Origin of the sequence: Micromonospora sp. NPDC047620 (genome assembly GCF_043205005.1) — a bacterium.
Classification (GTDB): Bacteria; Actinomycetota; Actinomycetes; order Mycobacteriales; family Micromonosporaceae; genus Micromonospora.
Genome location: NZ_JBIDDG010000004.1, coordinates 209341 through 226234 on the forward strand (window position 1 = coordinate 209341; position 16894 = coordinate 226234).

Annotated in this window: 16 protein-coding genes and 2 pseudogenes; 8 read left to right on the top strand and 10 right to left on the bottom strand. The window is 73.0% G+C overall.

Features of this window, described 5'->3' with window-relative positions:
• Nucleotides 1–92 precede the first annotated feature (92 nt).
• The gene (locus tag ACGF5C_RS06590) at nucleotides 93–2471 is read left to right on the top strand and encodes an acylase (RefSeq protein ID WP_393297333.1); all 2379 of its coding nucleotides are present in this window, start codon (nucleotides 93–95) and stop codon (nucleotides 2469–2471) included.
• Nucleotides 2472–2717: 246 nt separating this feature from the next.
• Complete coding sequence (locus tag ACGF5C_RS06595; protein WP_393297335.1) at nucleotides 2718–3893, top strand: hypothetical protein; 1176 nt, start codon at nucleotides 2718–2720, stop codon at nucleotides 3891–3893.
• A gap of 82 nt (nucleotides 3894–3975) precedes the next feature.
• On the opposite strand, the gene ACGF5C_RS06600 is transcribed toward ACGF5C_RS06595, so the two are convergent.
• Nucleotides 3976–4533: a hypothetical protein gene (locus ACGF5C_RS06600; protein WP_393297338.1), complete on the bottom strand. Its 558-nt coding sequence runs from the start codon at nucleotides 4531–4533 to the stop codon at nucleotides 3976–3978.
• Nucleotides 4534–4651: 118 nt separating this feature from the next.
• Here ACGF5C_RS06600 and yidD point away from each other — a divergent pair, with 118 nt between their 5' ends.
• Both yidD and ACGF5C_RS06610 read left to right on the top strand, forming a co-directional pair.
• The gene (gene yidD, locus ACGF5C_RS06605) at nucleotides 4652–5110 is read left to right on the top strand and encodes a membrane protein insertion efficiency factor YidD (protein ID WP_393297341.1); all 459 of its coding nucleotides are present in this window, start codon (nucleotides 4652–4654) and stop codon (nucleotides 5108–5110) included.
• A 68-nt stretch (nucleotides 5111–5178) separates the two neighbouring features.
• A complete protein-coding gene (locus ACGF5C_RS06610; protein ID WP_393297343.1) occupies nucleotides 5179–5670 on the top strand; it encodes a hypothetical protein in 492 nt (163 codons plus the stop codon).
• A 78-nt stretch (nucleotides 5671–5748) separates the two neighbouring features.
• On the opposite strand, the gene ACGF5C_RS06615 is transcribed toward ACGF5C_RS06610, so the two are convergent.
• The 3 genes from ACGF5C_RS06615 to ACGF5C_RS06625 form a co-directional block, all read right to left on the bottom strand.
• A complete protein-coding gene (locus ACGF5C_RS06615) occupies nucleotides 5749–6201 on the bottom strand; it encodes a SitI3 family protein (RefSeq protein ID WP_393297346.1) in 453 nt (150 codons plus the stop codon).
• A gap of 125 nt (nucleotides 6202–6326) precedes the next feature.
• Nucleotides 6327–6836, bottom strand: a complete 510-nt coding sequence (locus tag ACGF5C_RS06620) for a VOC family protein (RefSeq protein ID WP_393297348.1) — start codon at nucleotides 6834–6836, stop codon at nucleotides 6327–6329.
• A gap of 195 nt (nucleotides 6837–7031) precedes the next feature.
• On the bottom strand, nucleotides 7032–7580 hold the full coding sequence (locus ACGF5C_RS06625) for a heme-binding protein (RefSeq protein ID WP_393297351.1): 549 nt from the start codon (nucleotides 7578–7580) through the stop codon (nucleotides 7032–7034).
• Between the two features lie 173 nt (nucleotides 7581–7753).
• Here ACGF5C_RS06625 and ACGF5C_RS06630 point away from each other — a divergent pair, with 173 nt between their 5' ends.
• The 4 genes from ACGF5C_RS06630 to ACGF5C_RS06645 all read left to right on the top strand — a co-directional run bounded on the left by ACGF5C_RS06630 (nucleotide 7754) and on the right by ACGF5C_RS06645 (nucleotide 11469).
• Complete coding sequence (locus tag ACGF5C_RS06630; protein WP_393297354.1) at nucleotides 7754–8884, top strand: sensor histidine kinase; 1131 nt, start codon at nucleotides 7754–7756, stop codon at nucleotides 8882–8884.
• Nucleotides 8881–9513, top strand: a complete 633-nt coding sequence (locus ACGF5C_RS06635) for a response regulator transcription factor (RefSeq protein ID WP_357454977.1) — start codon at nucleotides 8881–8883, stop codon at nucleotides 9511–9513. The genes ACGF5C_RS06630 and ACGF5C_RS06635 overlap by 4 nt, the downstream gene beginning before the upstream one ends.
• A complete protein-coding gene (locus ACGF5C_RS06640) occupies nucleotides 9510–10187 on the top strand; it encodes an ankyrin repeat domain-containing protein (protein WP_393297356.1) in 678 nt (225 codons plus the stop codon). The genes ACGF5C_RS06635 and ACGF5C_RS06640 overlap by 4 nt, the downstream gene beginning before the upstream one ends.
• A 100-nt stretch (nucleotides 10188–10287) precedes the next feature.
• On the top strand, nucleotides 10288–11469 hold the full coding sequence (locus ACGF5C_RS06645) for an aminoglycoside phosphotransferase family protein (RefSeq protein ID WP_393297359.1): 1182 nt from the start codon (nucleotides 10288–10290) through the stop codon (nucleotides 11467–11469).
• Nucleotides 11470–11480: 11 nt separating this feature from the next.
• On the opposite strand, the gene ACGF5C_RS06650 is transcribed toward ACGF5C_RS06645, so the two are convergent.
• The 6 genes and pseudogenes from ACGF5C_RS06650 to ACGF5C_RS06675 form a co-directional block, all read right to left on the bottom strand.
• Nucleotides 11481–12149: a hypothetical protein gene (locus tag ACGF5C_RS06650; RefSeq protein WP_393297362.1), complete on the bottom strand. Its 669-nt coding sequence runs from the start codon at nucleotides 12147–12149 to the stop codon at nucleotides 11481–11483.
• A gap of 35 nt (nucleotides 12150–12184) precedes the next feature.
• A pseudogene (locus ACGF5C_RS06655) lies at nucleotides 12185–12460 on the bottom strand (restriction endonuclease); the annotation flags it as partial.
• A pseudogene (locus ACGF5C_RS06660) lies at nucleotides 12457–12678 on the bottom strand (hypothetical protein); the annotation flags it as partial. The pseudogenes ACGF5C_RS06660 and ACGF5C_RS06655, both read right to left, overlap by 4 nt.
• Before the next feature lie 37 nt (nucleotides 12679–12715).
• A complete protein-coding gene (locus ACGF5C_RS06665) occupies nucleotides 12716–13696 on the bottom strand; it encodes a protein NO VEIN domain-containing protein (RefSeq protein WP_393297364.1) in 981 nt (326 codons plus the stop codon).
• A complete protein-coding gene (locus tag ACGF5C_RS06670) occupies nucleotides 13686–15575 on the bottom strand; it encodes a DEAD/DEAH box helicase (protein WP_393297366.1) in 1890 nt (629 codons plus the stop codon). The genes ACGF5C_RS06665 and ACGF5C_RS06670 overlap by 11 nt, the downstream gene beginning before the upstream one ends.
• Nucleotides 15572–16891, bottom strand: coding sequence for a ParB N-terminal domain-containing protein (locus ACGF5C_RS06675; RefSeq protein WP_393297369.1), 1320 nt, complete (start codon nucleotides 16889–16891; stop codon nucleotides 15572–15574). The genes ACGF5C_RS06670 and ACGF5C_RS06675 overlap by 4 nt, the downstream gene beginning before the upstream one ends.
• Nucleotides 16892–16894 lie beyond the last annotated feature (3 nt).

Below are 16894 nucleotides of genomic sequence, written 5' to 3' on the forward strand. Positions count from 1 at the left end.
ACGATCAGCCCTTCCCCGGGCCGCCCCCGCGGCACCAGAATGCCGATCAGCGTGAATGTTCTGCACGTTCACTCCGACGGGGAGGAAACAGGATGAGGCTGAAGCCGGCCGGCGCGGTGCTCACCGCACTCGCCACGGTCGTCACCACGGTGGTCACCGGCGTCCCGCCGGCCGCCGCGCAGCACCGCGACGGCGGCTACTCGGCGGAGATCCGCCGGGCGTCGTACGGCGTCCCGCACATCACCGCCCGCGACTTCGCCTCCCTCGGCTTCGGCGTCGGTTACGCCCAGGCCGAGGACAACATCTGCGTCATCGCCGAGAAGATGGTCACGGTCAGCGCCGAGCGGTCCCGCTTCTTCGGGGCGACCGGCCCGACGGACGCGAACGTGCGCAGCGACCTCTTCTTCCGCAAGGCCATCGACGAGCGCACCGCCGAGCGGCTGCTCCAGGGGCCGCGCGACGGCGTGCACTCCCCGTCGGACGAGGTCCGCGACCAGATCCGCGGCTTCGTCGCCGGCTACAACCACTACCTGCGCCGCACCGGCGCGGCGAACCTCACCGACCCGGCGTGCCGGGCGAAGCCGTGGGTGCGCCCGCTGACCGAGCTGGACGTGTGGCGCGCGAGCTGGGCCAGCATGGTCCGGGCCAGCTCGCGGGCGGTGCTCGACGGGATCGTCGCCGCCGCCCCGCCGACGGCGACCGGCCCGGCCGCCGTGCTGGACGCGCCGGGCGCGGCGGCGGTGGTCGCCTCCGCCGACGGCGCGCCCGCCGGGGTGGGCAGCAACGCGTACGGGCTGGGCGCGCAGGCCACCACGCACGGCGGCGGGATGGTGCTGGCCAACCCGCACTTCCCGTGGGAGGGCGCCGAGCGCTTCTACCGGATGCACCTGAAGGTCCCCGGCCGCTACGACGTGGAGGGCGCGGCGCTGGTCGGCGACCCGATCGTCGAGATCGGGCACAACGGCACCCTCGCCTGGAGCCACACCGTCTCCACCGCCCGCCGCTTCGTCTGGCACCGGCTCGCGCTGGTCCCCGGCGACCCCACCTCGTACTACGTGGACGGTCGGCCCCGGAAGATGACCACCCGCACCGTCACCGTGCGGGTGCCCGGCCCGGGCGGCGGGACGGTGCCGGTCAGCCGCACCTTCCACGACACCCACCTCGGCCCGGTGGTCGTGGTCCCCGGCACGTTCGACTGGACCGCCACCAGCGCGTACGCGATCACCGACGCCAACGCGACCAACAACCGTGCCTTCGACGGCTGGCTCCAGATGGGCCGGGCGAAGACGGTGCGCGAGCTGAAGCGGGTCCTCGACCGGCACCAGTTCCTGCCCTGGGTGAACGTGATCGCCGCCGACGCTCGCGGCGAGGCGCTCTACGCCGACCACTCGGTGGTGCCCCGGGTCACCCACGAACTGGCCGCCGCCTGCATTCCCGCGCCGTTCCAGCCGCTCTACGCCGCCAGCGGTCAGGCCGTCCTCGACGGCTCCCGGTCGGCCTGCGCGCTCGGCCGGGACCCCGACGCGGCCGTGCCCGGCATCCTCGGCCCGGCCAACCTGCCGGTCCGCATCCGCGCCGACTACGTGACCAACTCCAACGACAGCCACTGGCTGGCCAACCCGGAAGCGCCGCTGGAGGGCTACCCGCGCATCATCGGCAACGAGCGCACCGAGCGCAGCCTGCGTACCCGCCTCGGCGTGGAGCAGGTGCGGGGGCGGCTCGCCGGCACCGACGGGCTGCCGGGGCGGGGCTACACCACGTCCCGGCTCTGGCAGACCGTCTTCGGCAACCGCGCGTACGGCGGCGAACTCGTCCGCGACGACCTGGCGGCGCTGTGCACCACGCACCCCACCGCGACCGCCTCGGACGGGACCACGGTCGACCTGCGCGACGCCTGCGCGGCGCTGAAGGGCTGGGACCTGCGCGTCGACCTGGACAGCCGAGGCGCGCACCTGTTCACCGAGTTCGCCCTGTCCGGCGGCATCCGCTTCGCCGACGCGTTCGACGCCGCCGACCCGGTGCGCACCCCGAGCCGGCTGAACGCCGCCGACCCGCGCGTGCTCACCGCGCTCGCCGACGCGGTCCGCAGGCTCGCCGGCATCCCGCTCGACGCGCGCCTCGGCGACGTGCAGACCGAGCCGCGCGGCGACCGGCGCATCCCGATCCACGGCGGGCGCGCCGAGGCCGGCGTCTTCAACATGATCATCAGCCCTCTGGCGCCCGGCGTCGGCTACCCGAAGGTGGTGCACGGCTCGTCGTTCGTGATGGCCGTCGAGCTGGGCCGCAACGGCCCGTCGGGGCGGCAGATCCTCACCTACTCGCAGTCGAGCAACCCGAACTCCCCCTGGTACGGCGACCAGACCCGGCTCTACTCCGGCAAGGGCTGGGACACCATCAAGTACACGGAGGCGCAGATCAAGGCCGACCCCAACCTGCGCACCTACCGGGTGGGGGAGGGCCGCCGCCACTGACCCGTCCCCGCGCCACGCCCCGCGCCCGCCGGATCACACGATCCGGCGGGCGCGCGGCCGTGTGTCGGCCGCGCCCGTCCGGCGACACGCCCGACGGGTGCGGTTCGGCCCGGCGAAACCCGCCTATCGTCCGATTTGGTCCGCCGATCGGCCATTTCGCCCCGTTGCGTCGTGTCCGCGCCGGCCGTTGTCACCGTTGACACCGGTGACACCCCGGTTGGTGGCCTGCGCGGCGAAGGAGTCGGCGTGGCAAAGACTGATTCGACGGGTTCCACGTGGCGGTACCGGTGGGCGCACCGGCAGAACGAACGACGGCGGCGCGAATTCCGCGGCGCCGAGCAGGCATGGCGACAACGCGACGACGAACTGCGCCGCCTGCGTACCGTCGCCGAGGAGTTCCACGGCTCGACCGCCGCGGGCGCGGGGCTGCCCCTGGAGTTGGCCCCCGACGAGGTGGTCTTCTGGGTGCTGCCGGCCGCGCAACTGGTGGAGGTCCGGCACACCGCCGTGCTGCCCGCGCCGGACCTGACGGTCGCCCCGGAGGCCGTCCCACTGCGTGCCCGCAGGCCCGACGGCGTCCGCGTCGCCGACGCCGGGATGGCGGTGATCACCAACCGCCGGCTCGTGCTGCTCGGCGGGCGCGGCCGGCGCGACTGGGCGTACGGGAAGATGACCGGCCTGGCCCACGACCCGCACGCGCCGGTCACCCTGATACAGGTGCTGGACCGGCGGCGCACCTCCGGGCTGATGCTCCCCGCCGACGTCGCCGCCGACTTCCGGTTCAAGCTGGCGCTGGCCTTCGCCGACGCCATCGAGCAGCGCGGCGCGGTGCTCGACCAGCTCGACGAGGCGATCGCCGAGCACGCGCAGCTCAAGCCGTTCCGGCCACAGATCGCCACCCCCGGGCAGGCCCGGCCCTTCGCGTTCGTGCCCGGCGGCCGGCGCACCGTGGCCGTCGCCGCCGGCATCGCCCTGCTGGTGCCCGCCGCGCTGCTCGACACCGACCCCTCCGACCCAACCGGCTCCGAGGTCGCCGTGGCGGCCACCCCCGCGCCCAGCGGCACCCCCGCGCCCAGCGGCACCGCCGTCCCGAAGGTCGTGCCGCCCGTCGTGCCGCCCGTCGTGCCGCCGAAGGCGGCGACCGTGTCCGCGCCGCGACGCGGCACCACGTCGCCCTCGCCGACGCCCGCCCGCGAGCGGCGGTGCGGCGCCCCCGCCAACCCGATGGGGTACGACTTCTGCGGCGGCAACCGCATCCGTAAGCCGGCGGCGGAGATCTGCGACTGGTTCGACTGCGTCCCCGAGTTCTGGGCCGGCCGGGGCTACCTGGTGCAGTGCCGCGACGGCTCGGTCAGCCTCACCGGCGGGCGGCGCGACGCCTGCGCCGAGCACGACGGGGTGCGCCGCACGGTCTGGAGCTGATCCCTGGGCGGGTGTGTCCCGGCGTGCGGTGCGGCCTCGCTGCTCAGCGCGCTCCGCGTCAGGCGGGTCCGCGACGACCGCCTCAGCGCAGTCGTTGCAGGGGTAGCAGGGCGGCGAGGATCACCGCGGCGGCGAGGGGCAGCAGGTCCAGGTCCACGGCGATCCCCACGAACCCGAGCAGCACCGGCACCGGCACCCACGCCGGCAGCAGCCGGGGTCGCGTGGTTCCCGCCTGCACCAGCAGGGTGAGGATGCCGACCTGGAACAGCAGCGGCCCCAGCACCATGGCCGGATCGGGCAGCGCGGCGGCATCGGCCAGCCCGGGTAACAGGTCGCCGAGGATCACCCACACGAACGCGGCCACCCCGACCAGCCCCAGCACGGTCGCGGCCTCGGTGAGCACCCGTCGCCGGGGCGCGGCGGCCAGCAGCAGCCGGCGCAGCCCGACGACCAGCGCGCCGAAGAGCAGCATCCCGACGAGGAAGAAGGTGTGGCCGACGTCCCAGGCCCAGCCGTCGCCCCGGTCGCCGTTCAGGCCGTCGACCAGGCGGAGCAGGCCGTAGAGCAGCATTAGCGCCGGACTGCCGACGGCAGTCGCCGGCACGAGTCTCGTCGACGTCCGCGCATCGGTGTCAGTCATTCACCCAGCGTCGCCGCCCGACGGGCCGTGCTCCATCCGGGACTTCCCGCATCGACCCCCGACCGACCACCCAGAGCGCCACCCGAGGGGCCCGGCGGGGTTGCGCGTCCGTCGCATGATGTTCGCCGTGATCAACCACAAGCACGACCAGCACCGCAAGAAGAAGAAGCGCGACTACTGCGACGGGTGCAGCTGCGACGTGCCCAACTGCGACATACCCAGCTGCAACCTGGGGCTCTTCTCCACGCTGCTCACCCTCGGCGCGCTGCTGGCCCGGCTCGTCGCGCCCGGTCGGGCGTCGGCGCCTACGACCGCTCCCGCCGGGCGGGCGCCGTTGGCCGCTGCCCGTGGGCGGGCGCCGCTGGTGGACCGGGCCGGCCGCGCCGCGATCCTCGGCTACCGGCGGTGGCTGTCGCACCGCTGGCCAGGGCAGTGCCGCTTCACCCCCACGTGCAGCGCGTACGGGCTGGCCGCCGTGGAACGGTACGGGCTGGCGGTCGGCGGGCGGATGGCCGCCGACCGGCTGCGCCGCTGCCGTCCCGACGTGCCGCGCGGCACCCACGACCCGGTGCGCTGACCCGGGGATGCCCCTGACCTGCGGAATATCCCGCCCGCACACGCTCCCGGTTCGGCCATGATGGGCCCATGGAGATCCGCTCCGACGACGGCGCCCGGGTCAGGATCCGGCCCGTGGGCTACCAGCCCGGGGTCGAGCCGCCGGACGACCCGGACGAGGCGGCGGACTGGGACGACTGGCTGCTCGTCGAGACCGACGCCCGCACCGCCGACGGGCAGGCGTGGTCGCACTACACGCCCTGCCTGACGGTGTCGGAGGCGTACGCGCTGGCGGGCTGGCTGCGGCAGCAGGCCGAGACGACCGGCGACCCGGCGGAACCCTTGGCGGTGGTGCGCTTCACCGAGCCGAACCTGGCCTTCCGCACCCGGGTGCTGCGCCGCCGCCGGCTGGCGCTGACCGTCGAGTTCTCGTACGAGTCGCTGCCCCCGTGGATGCGGCGGCAGCCGCTCAGCGCGGTCTACCCGCTGACGCTCACCGTCTCCGCCGGGGCCCTCGCGATGGCGGCGGAGCAGTGGGCGCGGGAGGCCGAGGCGTACCCCCGCCGGGTCGCCGCCTCCTGACTGCCGCCGACCCGGCCCGACCGTGCGCCGTGCTGCCGGCGGTGGTGTGGGCCCACTCCCTCCGCCCGATTGCGGCGGCTACGGCCGGACGATCTCATCGTCCGCCTCATGGTGGCTCCACCACGTCGGCCGGTGTTTGCTCAAGCTCCCCGCGACGCGGGTCAGCAACAGCAGGTTGTGGTTGAACACCAGGGCTGCGTCCTCGCTTCGTTCGTTCAGGACCCGCGCAGTGGTCGCCAGCACGTTGGGGATCCCCTTGTCGGCCAGGACGTCCTTGCGCATGTAGAAGTCGATGTCGACGTACGTTTCTGGCTCCCACACCCACAGCGAGCCGTCGTCGTCTTCGGCGTCGTAGTAGCCGTGGCTGCCCGACGTGATGTCGACGACGAAGCCGCATTCCTCGTTGAGCGCGGAGGTGAGCATGCGGTTGCCGGACAAGGTGCGCGTCTCGACGGCGTTCGGTGCGGCGAGTTCAGCCACCTCGTCGAGGGGGATCTCGCCTGCCAGCGTCAACCGGAACTCAACAGCCATCCTCGCAGTCACTCCCTCGGTTCAGCGTTGAGCTTCTCGATGTGCGACATATGGCCGGTGCCCCCGATCGAAGGCGGTCAAGGTCCGGGAGGCTGGGGGCCGCGAGGAAGCCCGTGCCACCTGAGTCACTCCGGGCCGCTGCCGGCTTCCACGTCGTCGGCGCCCCGGTCGAAGTCGGGGACGGTCAGCGAGCCGTCGTCGGCGAGGGGGAAGCCCGGGTTGCAGGCGATCTCCCAGACGTGGCCGTCGGGGTCGGCGAAGCAGCCGGCGTAGCCGCCGTAGAAGGTCTCCCGCGCCGGCCGGGTCACCTCCGCCCCGGCCTCGGCCGCCACCGCCAGCAGTTCGTCGACCTCGCCCCGGGACCGGACGTTCTGCGCCAGCGTCATCCCGCCGAACCCGTGCCCGTCGGTCACGCCGGCGTCGGCGGCCAGCTTGTCGCGGCCCCACAGCACCAGCGCCAGGCCGCCGGCCTGGAAGAAGACGGTCTCCTCGACCTCCTGGCCGCGCCAGCCGAGCCGCTCGTAGAAGGTGCGGGCGCGGGCCACGTCGGCGACGCCGAGGGTGACCAGGCTGATCCGCTGCTCCATCGCCCGGCCCCGAGGGTCGTCGCCCGGGTCGTTGACGTCATCGATCACCTCGGGAACCTCCAGGGGACGACCGGCATCGCCGCCACGGTAACGCGGGCTCACGACCGGCCGGGTCGACGGCACGCGAACGGATGGCGCCGCCACCGCAGCACGGGGCCCGACCGGGCACCGTGCATCCGACGCCGCAGGGGGCGGGCCTCCGGTCGGTGTCCCGGAGGCCCGCCCCTTACGGCGGTGCCGCGCTCAGCGCAGGGCGGCCGCGCCGGCGTTCGCGTACTGCTCGTCGAGGTCGCCGGAGGGCGCGCCGCCGACGCCGATGGCCCCGACGACCTGCCCGTCGGCGCTCACCGGCACGCCACCGCCGAGGAACAGAGTCCCCGGGATGTCGCGCAGGGTGGCGCCCGCCCCGGTCACCCGGCCGGCCAGCGCGGAGGTGGGCTGGCCGAAGGAGACGGCCGTGAACGCCTTGCGGTGGGCGGACTCGGCCGTCTGCGGGCCGGCGCCGTCGCCCTTGAGCTGCACCTGCACGGTGCCCGACCGGTCGAGGACGACCACGGTGACCCGGTGGCCGCCCTTCTCGGCGGCCTTCACGGTCGCCTCGGCCGCGCGCAGCGCCGCGTCGAGGTCGAGCGACGGGTTCGCCACGACGTTGCTCTTCGCGACCGTCGCGGTCTGCGGCTTCGCCACCGGCTCGGCGGCGGACGCGGTGACGGCGACGCCGGTGACGGCGGCCACGGCCACGGCGCCGGCGCCCAGGCCGAGCGCCATCCGGCGGCGGAAGTTGTGGATCATCACGATGCTCCCTGAGGTCTTCGGATCGAGGTGACAGTCCTCAGCCTGGCCGTGGCGCGCGGCGCGGTCATGGCACGCCGGATGCAACCGAGATACCTCGAATGGTTGAACCGGCCACCCCGTTCCTGCCGTACGCTGGACAGTTGTCAAGATCAATTGATCGGAGGTGGGCGGTGGGACGGCAGGACCGGCTGCGCCCGGCGATGCGGTGGGGGTTCCTGCTCCTGCTCGCCGCCGCCGCCTCCCGCTACGGCGTACGCCACGGCTGGGGCGCCGACACCGGCGCGGTGCTGGCGCTGGCCGGGGTGCTGCTGGCCGCGTACGCGATCAACGAGCTGGGGCGGCGCGCGGCCGGCGCGCGCTTCGCGGCGGTGCTCGTCGCCTTCCTCGCGCTGGTGCTCGCCGCGCCGAGCTTCGCCCTGGTGGCGATCCCGCTGTTCTTCGTCGGCCTGCGCCAGCTCCCGCGCCGCGCGGTCTGGCCGCTGGTCGGGCTGCTGACCGGCGCGGTCGTCGTCGCGCAGATCCGGCTGGCCGACCGGCTCGACCCCAGCCTGGTGCTCGGCCCGGTGGGCGTCGCCGCCGTCACCACCGTCGTCTTCCTCGAACTGGACCGGCAGAACCGGGCCCGCCAGCGTGCGCTCGACGACCTCCTGGCGGCGCGCGACGAGCTGGACCGCAGCCAGCGCGAGGCCGGGGCGCTGGCGGAACGCGCCCGGCTGTCCCGGGAGATCCACGACACCCTCGCCCAGGGCCTGTCCAGCATGAACCTGCTGCTCCAGGCAGCCGACCAGGAGTGGGACAGCGAGCCCGGGCAGGCCCGCGCGCACGTGCGGCAGGCCGCCGCGACCGCCCGGGAGAACCTGGCCGAGGCGCGCCGCTTCGTCCGTGGCCTGGCCTCCCCGGCGCTCGACGGCGCCTCGCTGACCGACGCCCTGCGGCGGCTGTGCGCGGCGACCGAGCGCGACACCGGCAACCCGGTCCGGTTCGCCGTGGTGGGGACCGTCGCGCCGCTCGGCGTCGACGACGAGGTGGCCCTGCTGCGGGTCGCCCAGGGTGCCCTGGCCAACGTGCGTCAGCACGCCCGCGCGCGGCGGACCGCCGTGACGCTGACCTTCGGCGACCAGGAGGTGACGCTCGACGTGTACGACGACGGAACCGGCTTCGACCCCGCAGCCGTCACCGGGTTCGGGCTGACCGGCATCCGGGAGCGGATCACGCAGCTCGGCGGCACCGTCGCCGTCGAGAGCGCACCCGGCGAGGGCACCGCGATCGCGGTCAGCCTGCCGCTGCGGGAGGCCCGATGAGCACCCCGCTGCGGCTGATCCTGGTCGACGACCACCCGGTGGTCCGCGCCGGACTGCGGGCCCTGCTCGGCGGCCGGCCCGACATGACCGTGGTCGCCGAGGCGGCCACCGCCGGGGAGGCGCTCCGACAGGCCGCGGCGCTGCGCCCCGACGTGGTGCTGATGGACCTGCAACTCGGCGACGGCGTCGACGGCGCGGCGGCCACCGCCAACCTGCTCGCCCTGCCGGAGCCGCCGCGCGTGCTGATCCTGACCACGTACGACAGCGACGAGGACATCATGCGCGCCGTCGAGGCCGGCGCGACCGGCTACCTGCTCAAGGACTGCCCGCCCGACGAGCTCTTCCGCGCCGTGCACGCCGCCGCGGCCGGGCAGACCGTGCTGTCCCCGCCGGTCGCCGCCCGGCTGATGGGCCGGATGCGCGGCCCGCAGCCCACGCTCAGCGCCCGCGAGGTGGAGATCCTCACGCTGCTCGCCCGGGGCCTCGCCAACAAGGAGATCAGCCGTCAACTCTTCATCAGCGAGGCCACCGTCAAGACCCACCTGGTCCGCATCTACGCCAAGCTCGGCGTCGACTCGCGGACCGCGGCCGTGCACGCCGCCGTCGAGCGGAAGCTGATCCGCCGGTGAAGCGCCGCGCCCTGCTTGCCCTCACCCTCGCCACGGCTGCCGGCTGCGCCCGACCCGCCCCGACACCACCCCCGGAGGACACCATGCTCCGCCCCGCCGACCAGGACCTGCTCGCCGCCGCCGACGCCGGCGATCCCACGGCGGTACGCGCCGCGCTGGCCGCCGGCGCCGACATCGAGACCCGCGACGCCCGACGGCGTACGCCGCTGCTGCTGGCCGCCGCGAACGACCACGTCGAGGTCGCCCGGATCCTCGTCGAGGCGGGAGCGGACCCGGACGCGCTCGACGACCAGCACGACACCCCGTGGCTGGTGACCGGGGTGACCGGCAGCGTGGCGATGCTGGAGGTGCTGCTGCCCGCTGACCCCGACCTGACGATCGTGAACCGCTTCGGCGGGATCTCCGTCATCCCGGCCAGCGAACGCGGCCACGTCGAGTACGTCCGCCGCGTGGTCCACACCGGCATCGACGTGAACCACGTCAACGACCTCGGCTGGACGGCCCTGCTGGAGTGCGTGATCCTCGGCGACGGCAGCCGGCCGTACCAGCAGATCGCGGAGATCCTGGTGGGCGCCGGGGCGCACGTGGACGTGCCCGACCGGGACGGCGTCGACGCGCGGGAACACGCCCACCGGCGCGGGTACGCCGAGATCGTCGCCATCCTGTCGCGCTGAGACGGCGTGCTCCCGACCGGGCGTCTGGGCATGTCGGCCGCCCCCACGGTGCCGGCTTAAGCGGTCGCGGAGGTTCGGCGGCCGGCGGTAGCGTGCCGACGTGTCCCGGACCGTGACCCTCGCCCTGCTCGACGCGGCCGGCGCGCCGCTGGGCGCCCTGCCGCCGTTCGACGTGCCGTCGCCCTGGTGGCAGGACGTCGCCCCCGTCGTGGCCGAGGCCCGCCGGCGGTACGGGGTCGAGGTGGCCGTCCTGCGGCTGCTGACCGGCGACGCGCCGCGGGCGGTGGGCGGCGCGGTGACGTACCTCGGACAGGTCAGCGACCCGCCCGCCACGCTGCTCGTCCCGGCGGAGGTGGACCTGTCAGCGGACCCGCTGCGCGCCCACTACGCCGAAGCGGGTGGCCCGGCGCGCAGCGTCGCCTGGGCGATGGGGGAGTTGCGGCGGCTCGGCCGGCCGGCGGAGACCGTCGCCCAACAGCGCACCTGGAACCTGTCGGCGGTGTGGCGGCTCGACGGGCCGGGCGGGACGGCCTGGCTGAAGCAGGTGCCGGTGTTCTTCCGGCACGAGGCCGCCGTGCTGCGCTGGCTCGGCCGGGCGGTGCCGGGGAGGACGTCGACGCTGCTCGCCGACGACGGCGACGGCCGGATGCTGCTCGACCACGTGCCGGGCGAGGACCGCTACGGGGCACCGATCGAGGAACGGCTGGCGATGGCCGCCGGCTTCCACCCGGTGCAGGTACGGTCGATTCCGGACGTGGCGGAGCTGGTGGCGGCGGGCGTGCCGGACCTGCGTGCCCCACAGCTCGCTGGCTGGATCCGTGACCGGCTTTCCGGTCACGACACCTCCTCGGTGAAGTCCTTGCTGGCTGGGCTGGAGCCGCGGCTGGACGAGGTGGCCCGGTGCGGGCTGCCGGAGACGCTGGTGCACGGGGACCTGCACCCCGGCAACATCCGGGCCTGCGCTGGCCAGCACGTCGTCATCGACTGGGGCGACGCCTTCGTGGGACACCCGGCGTTCGACGTGTTGCGGCTGGCCGAGGGGCTCGACGCCGCCGCTGCGCGGTCGGTCTACGAGGAGTGGTGCGCGCGGTGGCGGGCCGACGTGCCGGGGTGCGAGCCGGAGCGGGCCGTGGAGCTGCTGCGGCCGGTCGCGGCGCTGCGCATGGCCGCCGTGTACGCGATGTTCCTCGACGGGATCGAGGCCAGCGAGCGGGTGTACCACGCGACAGACGTCGACGCCTGCCTGAAGCAGGCGCTCGGCCCGGCACCCACGCTTCGGTGACCGGGGCTCGCTCACACCGCCGCCGCGGCCCGCATGCGGGCGTACTCGACCTCCATGTCGGGTGGGCCGAAGCCGTAGTTGGCGTAGTCGGCACGCATGTCCTCGATCGCGGCATCGAGCTCGGCCGACGGGCCGCCCTCGGCGAGCAGCACCACCAGCGGCTCCCACATCGCGCCGCCGAGATCGGGTATGCCGCGCAGCGCCTCGAGGTAACGACCCGGCCGGAGCAGGTCGAGCGCGGTGTGGGCGAGCTTGTCGGCCGCACCGGCCAGCAGCGCCGCGGCGTGGTCGAGTTCCTCGGTCGTCGTCACGGTCGCCGGGTACCTGTCAGGGGCCATGCGCAGGTGGTAGTAGCTGTCCTCCGGGCATTGGCGGGTCTCGACGAACCCGATCCGGTGGGACGTGGCGTTCTTGTCCAACGGGATCGGAGGCTGGCCCCAGCGGGCGGCGCGCCAGTTCAGGTACTCCCACCAGGCAGCCGGCACCACACCGATGCCCACGCTGACGAAGATCGTGCCGCCGCCGACGCTGCGCATCACACTCCGTCCGACATGGACCTGTGCGACACCATCGGTCGTGACGACCGACCAGGTCCCGCGAGTGCCGTGGAAGCCCAGCGGTCGCACAACGGCGCCGATGTCCTTGTTCAGCCGGCTCGTCGTCTGCGCGGGGGTGATCATCCGGTACACCGTAACCGTTCGACACGCCGTAAATGGTCCCGGTTCAGCGTCCACACGCCGTCGCTGCGGAGCCGGGTGAACGGGTACGCGGCACTCTGCGCCCGCCCGGTCTTCGACGCCGGCCCGAACTCTGCGATCAGGTCACTCAGCCGCTCCTGCACCGCCGACCACGGCAGCTCGCTCGACCCGCCCCGGGTGAGCTGCCCGAGCGCCAGCAGCACCAGCAGCGGCTTGTGCGGCGCGCGCCGCCCGCGCTGCTGGTGCAGCCGCAGCGAGGTCAGCCGGTCCAACACCTCCTGCCGGGTGCTCATGCGGCGATCGCTCGGGCGGCGGCGTACATGTCGGCGGGCAGCGCGTGGTGCAGCCGCCAGAGGATCCGCATGGGCCGGTCGCCGGTGTGCTCCTGGTAGGTCATCGGGCCGGCGTAGAGGTAGGCGGGAGCGCCCAGGTCCCGGTCGGCGACCCGCGTCTCCCGCACGAACAGGTGCACCGTCGATCCGCGCGAGGCGTGGTGGATGTAGCGCTGGCCTGGCGACATTCCGCCTTGCCCGAGCAGCTCGTGCAGCTCAAGCCGCTGTCGCTGGCTTGCGTGTCGGCATGTTCGCTCCCGTCGTCAACGCCATTGTCGTAAGCAATTGCCCGGCGTTAGCATGCAGGCCCGGCAGGATGACGTCGGCGACGGTGTACGGTGCGGGCCGCCATGCTTCGGGCGGCGGGGTGATCACCGCCGAGTCGGTCCAGGCGAACTCCGTGGTGTCTGGCGGTACGGCCGACGCAATCTCACGGGCGCTGACCTCGAAGATGCCGATTATGTGCGCTGGCTCGAGGCAGGGCGCGACGAAGGCGCTGTTTGCGAAGACAACCTGGGTCAGCAGCCATTCGTCGTCGTAAAGCCGGCTCTTGTCGTACTCGTTGCGGCTCAGGTGGAAGATGCCGCGGCTATTTGCGCTGCACCCCTTGACCTCAATGCGGAGCCTAGGAGGGCCGGCGAGCTCGATGTCGTAGCCGAACGCGTCGGAGATTGACGCGACATGGGTCGGGTGCCGGCCGTCGGCTCGCAGCGCCGCCAGGACCACCGCCTCGGCGGCGTCGCCGATGCGTTTGCGGACTTCGGTGTCGCGGGGGCGGCTCACCGCGCGGCACACGTCGACGAGCATGTCGTCCAGCTCAGGGTCGAGCCATTCCAGCGCGCGCAAATCGGCCGTGGGGATGTACTGGCGGGCGACACCTTGGGGCGACACCGCGATACGTAGCCAGGCGGGCGGGTCGGCGGTCAGCAGCACCCGGGCGATGTGGCGCAGCGTCGGGCCGTCGGCGATGCCGGCGATCCCGGCCAGCGGGGGTGCCAGCACGATGGCCTCGGCCTGCTCGGCGAGCCCGGCGGCCAGCAGGTGCTCGGCGGGGGTGGTCAGGTCAGTGGCGGCCGCGACGAAGGCGCCGTGGGCGCGCGCGGCGCGGACCCAGTCGACGACGTCGCGGCGCGCCGCAAGGCGGGCGGCATGGCAGAGCAGCAGGACCGCGTACGCCGTGCCGCGCCTAGGCAGCATCGAGCCGTGCCTTGATGTGTGACACGACAGCCTGCATATCGTCCGACACCGCCGGCTGTTCGGCCGTGCCCTCGTCCGGCTCGGGAAGAGCGACGCGCACCAAACCTCGGTCGTTCATCAGCGCGGACAGCGCGATGATTTTCTCGCGCAGCCGGGCGTTGACGGTCTCGTCGATGCTCTCCTCGCTGAGCAGCAGCGTGAAGCGGGTTGTCACGTCGTTGCCGAGCCCGAGCCGGTGGATGCGGTCTTGGCTCTGCAGGAAGTGGCCGGCGTTGAAGGTCCGGTCGAGATAGATGGCATGGTGGCACCAGTGGTGCAAGCTGACGCCCTCGCCGCAAGCAGCTGGGTTGGCGAGCAGGACATGACACTCCGGGTCGTGTCGGAAGCGATCCAACTCGGCCTCGCGGGTCAGCGCCCCGGCCGGCGCGCTGTCCTGCGTCGGCACTCCCCCGTGCACGATGGCTGGCTGGAAGCCGTTCAGGTAGGTGGCGAGCGACCGGATGTTGCGCACGAAGGTGGACCAGACGATGACTTTCTCCCCGCGGTCGCGCGCCTGCTCGGCTATCGCCTTGACGTGCTCGTACTTCCAGGGCGTCTCGTAGTCGCGGTAGCGGGTCAGTAGCTCGGCGAGCGGCTCGTTGCCGTCCAGGGCAAGCGGCGGGTGCAAGAACCCGCGCTCGTCGGCGTCGTCGGAGCCGGCGACCAGCAGCATGGGATTGGTCGCGGCCTCCAGTAGGTACATGATGACTCGGCCGAGACGGTCGAACTGCCGGCGGGCCGGGCGGTCCAGCTCAAAGTCGCCGCGGTAGCGGCCCAGCAGAGCGTCGTAAATGGCCTGCTGGATCGGGCTCATCGCCCGGGTGACGACGTCGAAGGTGGTGCCGGGCAGGCCGAGGCGCGACTTGGGTGTGCGGACGAAGTAGCGCTGGATCGCTTTGCTGGTCTCGCTCAGCACGTCATCGTCGCGGCCCGCACGTTCGTTGTAGGCGCTGGCCGGCAGGATCTTCTGGTCCTGTCCGGGGTAGAGGAAGCGCATGAGGGCGATCAGGTCGAAGGCACCCTGGGGTGCGGGGGTGCCGGTCAGAATGTCGCGGCGTCGGGCGGCGTAGGCGAGGTCGAGCACCGCTCGGCCGTGTACGCCCTGCGCGCCGCGTTTGACCCGGTGCGCTTCGTCGAGGATGACGTGGGTGGGGCGGCGGCCAACGTACTCTCGGATGCGGTCGTAGTCGGAGGCGACGCGGTTGTAGTTGGTAAGCAGCACCTCGACATCGCTGTCGATCGACGCGACACCGGCGTGGACGGTGATGGCCGGCGGGCGCTCGAAGCAGGCGGCGGTGTCCTCCCGCCATGCCTCGAAGGCGGCGAGGGGCGCGATGACGAGGAGCTGCTCAACCTCGCCACGGGCGCGGGCCAGGGTGTGGTTGGCCAGCGCAACCGTGGTCTTGCCGGCACCTGGCACGGAGAAGTCGGCGCCATGCGGCAGCTGCTGGATCAGCGCGAGGTTTTCCAGTTGGAAGCCGCGCAGCTCGCGGCGGAAGCCGGCGGCGGCGAGCTCGGCCGCTAGCGCTTCGGATGTCGTCGGTCGGACACCGGCGACAGCGTCCTCGCGGCGTTTCTGGTCGCCGATGAGCGAGCGGACCTGCTCCTGCAGCATCGAGCCGAGCTGGAGCTGCTCGTGGAAGATCGTCCGGACCTCGCGCAGCGCCGACAGCTCGGCGAGGAACACATCGACGCGCACGTCCATGCGGTCGAAAGAACCGCCGACGATGCCGCGGGACATGGCGGCCTGCAGGCGGGCCCAGGCACCGGCGACGGCCGGGGCCTGGCGTGTGACGACGACGAGCGGGCGGCCCCGCTGGTACAGCTCCGCGACGATCACGCCCGGCGGCCCTCGATCTCGTCTAGCAGCCCCTCGATTTCGGCGATCTTGAGAGCGAAGGCCTGCTCGTCCCACTCGGCCTGGGCCCGGGCCTTCGGGAGATCGTTACGGATTCGCTTCAAGCCGTTGATCGCCTTGTCGGCCTGGACCAGTGGTGCCTTGGCCGCCGACTGGTCCGCGGCCTCGTCCGCGGCCTCGTCGGCGACGGCAGTGATCGCGCTGCGCAGAGAGCTGAGTACCTGGCGAGCGGAGACCTTATCGCCATCGCCGAGCGGCAGGTTCTCATCAGGTGTCCGGGCGGCGACCAGGCCCAACAGCTCGTTCAGCGGCTGCGCGGGCGGGTCCTCGCCGAGCAGGTCGTCCAGCAAATCGTCGCCGGGAGCGGGGACCGGGGCAGACTGAGCGGCTTCTAGCACCGGCTTGAGCGCCGGGTCGCGCTCGATCTCCCGCTGGATGAGCTCGGCCGCGTCGGCGCGTTGCAGGTGCCGCAGCTTGCGGTACTCGACGTTGGCCAAGGTGCCGAGGAAGTACGCCGACCGCACGCTGTTGGCCTCGGCCGGCGGCTTGTTCCGGATGTGCCTGGCAAGCTCGGCGAAGGCCGACTCGTTGTCGGTGAAGTCAACGTGCAGGCGCGCGCCCTTTGCCAGGTCGACCAGCTGGTGCACCTGCTGGAGCTTCTCGTGCAGATCCCGCACCTTTGCGACGTCGCTGTGCATGCGACGGGCGACGCGTCCGAAGTCCTTGCCCTCGCGGTCGTAGAGCTCCTCGATGAGGAACGCCTCGTTGATCCAGGAGTACTCCTGCTTGAAGTCGCGCGCGATCTGCAGCTCCGCCTCAAGGTCGACCAGCTCGTCGGGCTGGGCGTCGTCCGGCAGGACCAGACACTGGACGTAGCGCGCTTTGAGCCAGTCGTCGTCCTGGTATAGCGAGCGCAGGGCGGCGGTGCGTCGGTTGCCGTTGATCAGGACGCCCTCGGCGGTGATGATGGCTGGGTCCTGTTGGCCGCGCTCTCTCAGGTCCTCCTTGAGCTCCTTAAAGCCCTCCTGGCCAGTGAGGATGCGATACTGTGCGTCCTGGGCGGCCGGGCCCAGCGGGTCGGCGATGAACAGGTCTGGTTGGCCGGCCAGGTGGATCTCGCGGCGCTGTTCAGCCTGGGTGCGGTGGTTGAGCGTGGAGAAGCACACCCATGTGACCTCGACCTCGACCTGCGGCAGCTCCTTCTGCTCGCGTGGCCAGGCCGGAACCAGCACGTGCCGGACGGGCTTGCGGGCCTGCAGCATCGCCACACGGTCCTGGTCCAGCATCGGGTTGGGCAAGCG